The organism is Nocardia sp. NPDC060220 (assembly GCF_042727815.1).
Taxonomy (GTDB): Bacteria; Actinomycetota; Actinomycetes; order Mycobacteriales; family Mycobacteriaceae; genus Nocardia.
The window spans coordinates 1-5,243 of sequence record NZ_JBHWZY010000495.1 but is presented as its reverse complement, the minus strand read 5'-3'; the positions used below and the strand labels follow the sequence as shown (position 1 = coordinate 5,243).

Sequence of the window (5,243 nt, the reverse complement as noted above, 5' to 3'; positions counted from 1 at the left end):
AACCAAAATCAAACGGGTCCGATGACACTTCTATTAAATTCATCATCACGATCACGTCCTTCTCCCGACCTTGGAACCGATGGATCGTGTCGGCTTCGACAGCACCGAGGAGCGCGTCTGTGACCTTGCTGACCTGCTTGCGGTAGGGCGTGGTGACGCCGATGTCCGTCGCCGCGAAGCCGGCACAGTACGTCGGGAGGATCTCGCGTTCGATCACGTCGATCTCTCGCTGGTTGGACCGGCTCTCCCTGTGACGACGCATGTGATTGCCTTCGACGGTCCGCGCGACGATCATCGATTCCCAGCCGGGGGTGCTGGTGGTGAAGGTGATCAGTTCGTCGTCGTAGAACTTGCTGTTGCAGAATCCGATGATGTCGGGAGCGCATCGATAGTGCTCACGCAGCATGGTGCGCGGCAGCGCGGCACCGTACAGCTCGATCAACGCGGACAAGATGCTGTGCCGGTGGAAGTCGTACACAGGGCGCGGTGGGGGCGGGCAATCCTTCGACTCGAGACCCGGAATGTGGGCCAGCTGTTTCACATCCCCCACGACGATCACGTTCTTGCAGCACGCGAGCACGTTCGCGGCCTCCAGCAGATTCACCTGCGAGGCTTCGTCGATGATGAGGTAGTCGAGCATCCGGCCGCGCCCGATGCTGCGCTGTAGTGAATGACACGTGCTGAGGATCACCGGATAGTCGCGGCTGAACCGCTGCCACTCGCGCAGGTAGTTGTGGCCGTAGATACCCGGCCGGTGCTGGGCGTAGCGGTCACGCAAGCGGTCGGTGAGCCACTGCAGCGAGCGCTCGCGGTGTCGATCGGTCAGCTCGTCGAACTTCGCGGAGCTCAACGCGCTGGTGAGCCGGCCGATCTCGGCATCGAGATCGGCGATCCTCTTGTCGAAGTACAGTCGTTGCAGCCGCAAAACGACCTCGACGTCGCTGGCGTCGACCGCTCGCATCGACCGGTATCTGATCCAGTGGATGATCCGGTCGACGGCCTCGGGTAGCACGCCCGGCTGGGCCAGGCCGGGATCGGTGTCGGCGATGTAGTCCAGGATCTTGTCCGCGGGCCAGCGCAGCACCGGCAACAACCGCTCGTCCGGCAGCGACTGCCGATCGAAGTGGGTCATGAAGTGTTCGCGTTCGAGCAGGTAACCGTCGCGCTCGGATCGCCGTTGGGCGAGTTCGCCCTGCGTGGTTTGGAGCAGGCGTAACCGCCGATCCAGGGTGGCGATCTCCTCGGCCGAGCCGATCTCGCCCCTTTCGGTCGCGACAAGGCGCGCGACAAGCCTGTTCCGGTTGTCCTGGGTACCTCTGCCGAGAAACTCTCGCCGCTTCTCCGACCGGCCCAAATCGGCTACCACATAGCCGATTTGGACGTCGATGAGCTTGTCGCGCACGTTCTCGACCGCGGCGTTGTTCGAGGACACGACCGCCACGGTCTTGGACTCATCGAGCAAGATGTTGGCGATCAGGTTGAGGATGGTCTGTGTCTTGCCGGTGCCGGGCGGGCCGTCCACCGCCGAGATCGGAAATCGCAGCGCGTTGTCGATCGCCTTGCGCTGACTCGGATTGATGTGAAACGGGTAGATTCGCGGATCGGGCGCGTCGTCGCGCTGTTCCAGGCGTGCGCCGGTGAGAAACCTATGCAGCACGCTGTCAGGGTGAAGGAAGGTGAGGTGGTCGAGCCCCTCCCGCAGGAGATGGCCCGTCTCCGGCAGTAGACCCGCGAGTTCGCGCCAATACCGCAGTACCGCAGCAGATTCGGCAATCGCGGCGCCGTTGCGAACGATCTCGACCTCGCTCGCGGGGCGCGCATGCCAGGTCCCGTCCCGGGCGAAGATGTGCCACCAGCCACCATCGGGAGTGTCGAAAAGGTAAGCGCCGCCGGAACTGTCACACAGCACACCGTCGGCGAGGATCTCGGTCCCCTGGTCCGGTGGTAGTTGTCGTGGGTGGTTCGCGAGGTAGACCCGGTCACGGCCGTAGCGATAGGTGCCGCCGCGCGCGTAGCTGATGTGGATCAGCCGACCGTCGATCTGATAGCCCGCTATCTCGGCGGTCTTGTTCTCGACGGAACTACCGTCCCGTTCGCGGACGACCACGGCGTATTCACGTGCGTTGATCGTCACCTAGACCACCAGGATCATCAGGGTCAGCAAACCCAGGATCGCGAGCCCGAACACCATCCAGTCCCAACGCACCGACGACCGCTGGTGTCCCGGGTGGTTCACCGGTGGGTGCCATGTGACGGGTGGGGGTGGCTGTGGTGGCCGAGGAGGGGGCGGCGGAGCGGCCTGACGGTGCGATGATGGAGGGCGATGCGGGGCCCACCACGATTCGGCCGTAGTTGCGGGTGTCGACCGTGCTGCCGGGATAGCCTGCGATGGGTGTGCGGCAGGGGTGCCAGGCACCAACCGGGCAGCGGGGCTGGGAGACGTCGGCCGGGTGGCAGGATTGGGAGGTGCCGGGCGTGCTGCCGGATCAGCAGGCGATGGGCGCGCGGCCTGGTTGGGAGGCGCCGATCGTACGGCCGAATTGGTAGGCGCCGGGCGCGCGGACCGCGATGTCCGCGGCTGCTGGGGTGCTGTGTCCGGTGTGGGGGTACTCGGCGGGGCAGGGGACGGCGAGCTCGTTCGCACCGGAGCCGCCGGGGGACGCACCCTCATGGCAGGGCTTTCGTACAACCTGCTCAGCTCGGCCTGTCTGCGCGCCTGTGCCGCTGAACGATCTGTGGGCGGCACAACCGCCGCAGCTCGCGTCGATGACGGAATCGGCGGCGCGCCCGCGCTCTTCGGTGCCCTGGTAGGCCTGGGTGGTGCTGGTGCGACAGCGGGTGGCGGGGATTTCAGCGCGGCGATCTGTTGATCGGTGAGATTGCGTAGCAGGCCGACCCGCACGAGTTCGATCTGCGGGACATGCACGCCCTTGTTCACATAGGTCACGACGGTGCCGGTGATCGCGATCTGCCAGTCTTTCAGCTTCGGCAGGAGGCGTTTTCCATGCGTGCTGTGGCTGCCGTACTTGTCGAAGAGCTGACGTGCGACGCTGTCGTGGGCGACGATGGTGAAATCGCCCCGCCGGTAGTCACCGAGGTTGATCAAGGCCACATCGCGGCCCTGGAATCCCTTGTTGACAATGCCAAACTGGATTTTCCCGTAGACGGTGATGGTCTCACCCGCACGGTTCAGCAGCTCGTCACGTTCGCTGCCTGCGACGAACTGACCGAGCGTCAGTTCGAAACCGCCCGCAGCCGGTGCGCCCGCCCCGGTCCCCGCCAAGACGGTTTCGACGTAGTCGTAGTCGGTTCGGCAGGCCCGCTTCAACGCAGCGGCAGCGTCGGCAACTCCGCTGATGCAGGCGAGCGCGGCGAACAACGGCGAATTCTCCGGGTCGACGAAGTCCCGTGCGGTGAAGATCAGGTTCTCGCCGGTACCGCCGAAGTCGTCCCACAGCGATGGCTGGTGCCGTAGCGCCCGCAGTGAGACATCGATAACCGCGGCCGCGAAAGTGTCGATGCCACTGTCGAAACGGCCACCGCGACCGGGATGCTGATAGTTGCGGTGACCTTGTTCGATTGCCGGCAACCCGGTACCGGCGAACGTATCGACAAACATGCCGTCGTAGTCGATCAGGGTGATCGAACGATCCCGGCCGACGAGGATGTTCCCGTGCTGGAGATCGCCGTGCGCGGCGCCCGCGGCGCGCAACGCGACGACCGCGTCCGCGATCGCGACCCGCACCGTCTCGATTGCGACCGGATCCTGGTCGCCCTCGATCCAGTCCTCCACCCACACGCCGAGCATCTCACCGGTCGACCATCGCATGCGCACGGTCGGAAAACCCGTGCCGTTCACCATGATCCCGTCGGGTTGGTACACCGCATCGATCAGGAACGTCAGATTCGGATGGCCGACGACGAACTGGTAAATGTGCTCGTAGCGTTCGCGCAGTCGGCGCTCATCATGGCCTTGCTTGTGGAAACAGCGCACCGCGAAGCGCTGGTTCGAAGCGCTGTCGATGGCGAACGTCGCCGCGAACCCGCCCGAGGCGACTGACGGCATGCCCTGCGCGTTGCGCACGGGCTCACCGGTTCGAAGCAGGTCGACATGGCGGAAAGCGATCGGTGGATTGGCCACCGCACTTTGGTAATTCAGCAGGCTCGGCAATCTCATAGTCGCACCGCGCAGATCGTCGTGTCGTCGTTGTCCATGCCGGCGCGGCGCGCGTGCTCCACCCACGTCCGGAACTCGTCGTCGTCACCGGGGATCGTGCTCACGTCGATGAGCGCACCACCGCGTTTCTGTTCCAGCAGGTACTTCGCCAGACCATCGGAGGCGAGCACGAGGTGATCACCACCCACGTAGTCATCGCCGTGTTCCCAGAGCGCCGCCCGATGGGAGACATCCCCGGAATGGGTGGTGATCAGGGCCGGGGTGCGACCGAACTGGCGCGGATGATCCAGCGGACCCGCTGTGATCAGCTCTCCGTCACGCAGGTGCAGCAAACACGCGTCGCCGATCCCGATCGCTCGGTACCGCTGCCGCGCCACGTCGATATCCACCCCGACAAATGTCGCCGCGCCGCCGCGCCGCAGCTTCTCTTGGGCATACCAGGGAAGCCCTGCCGTGTCGACCCGTTCCCGCCAGTGCGACCTGAGCGCATCCAGCACGGCGAGTTCTAGAATGTCCACGCCACCGATCGCGTAGGCGGCTACCAGCAGCTCCGCCCACTCCTCGGCACGAGCGGTGGTCGACGCGCCGTCGGCGAGCGCGAAGCGCGACCCGGTGCCACCGATCGCGCGATCATCGTTCTCGTCCGGGTCGCGTCCTTCCTTGTGCCGGGTGGCCAGGCGCGCCGCTGGAGTATTTGTCATCGTATCCCCCTGTGCCCGAACGTGTTCCGGGGCGGTTACCAGGTCGGGGCGTCGCCGTGTGCGCGCGTACTCCCGTCTTGGCCGTCATCGGCCGCATCGTCACCGTCATCCGAAACCAGGTCATCAGCGGCCGGGCTCATGAGCTCCTTCAGCCCGGTCGGAGTGACCGCGCGAGTACCGATGTCGAGGAAGTCGATCACCATCGTGACGTCGGCGTTGTAGAGGAACCCGCGCGAGCCCGCGTTCACCGAATACCCGAGTGACGCGGACGCTTCCAGCATCGACGGCGGCAGAATGCTCGAAGCCTCGAACAGTCGCTGCGCGTTCGGGTCGCTCAAACCCGCCGCAGTGTCCGGGAAGGTCAC

General features: G+C 65.2%; 3 protein-coding genes and 1 pseudogene. All 4 read right to left on the bottom strand.

Features of this window, described 5'->3' with window-relative positions; translation table 11 throughout:
- The coding region (locus ACFWF3_RS23395; RefSeq protein WP_379315275.1) for a DEAD/DEAH box helicase at nt 1-2,134 on the bottom strand (2,134 nt) is incomplete at its 3' end.
- On the bottom strand, nt 2,135-4,177 hold the full coding sequence (locus tag ACFWF3_RS23390) for a hypothetical protein (RefSeq protein ID WP_379315274.1): 2,043 nt from the start codon (nt 4,175-4,177) through the stop codon (nt 2,135-2,137).
- Nucleotides 4,174-4,878 carry a hypothetical protein gene (locus ACFWF3_RS23385; protein WP_379315273.1) on the bottom strand — a complete coding sequence of 235 codons (705 nt, stop codon included), beginning with the start codon at nt 4,876-4,878 and terminating at the stop codon, nt 4,174-4,176. The genes ACFWF3_RS23390 and ACFWF3_RS23385 overlap by 4 nt, the downstream gene beginning before the upstream one ends.
- 35 nt (nt 4,879-4,913) lie before the next feature.
- Nucleotides 4,914-5,243, bottom strand: a pseudogene (locus tag ACFWF3_RS23380) (hypothetical protein); the annotation flags it as partial.

What these genes read in the sequence shown, in the direction of transcription:
- ACFWF3_RS23390 (WP_379315274.1), bottom strand. Translation starts at nt 4,177, where the DNA reads ATGAGATTGCCGAGCCTGCTGAATTACCAAAGTGCGGTGGCCAATCCA.
- ACFWF3_RS23385 (WP_379315273.1), bottom strand. Translation starts at nt 4,878, where the DNA reads ATGACAAATACTCCAGCGGCGCGCCTGGCCACCCGGCACAAGGAAGGA.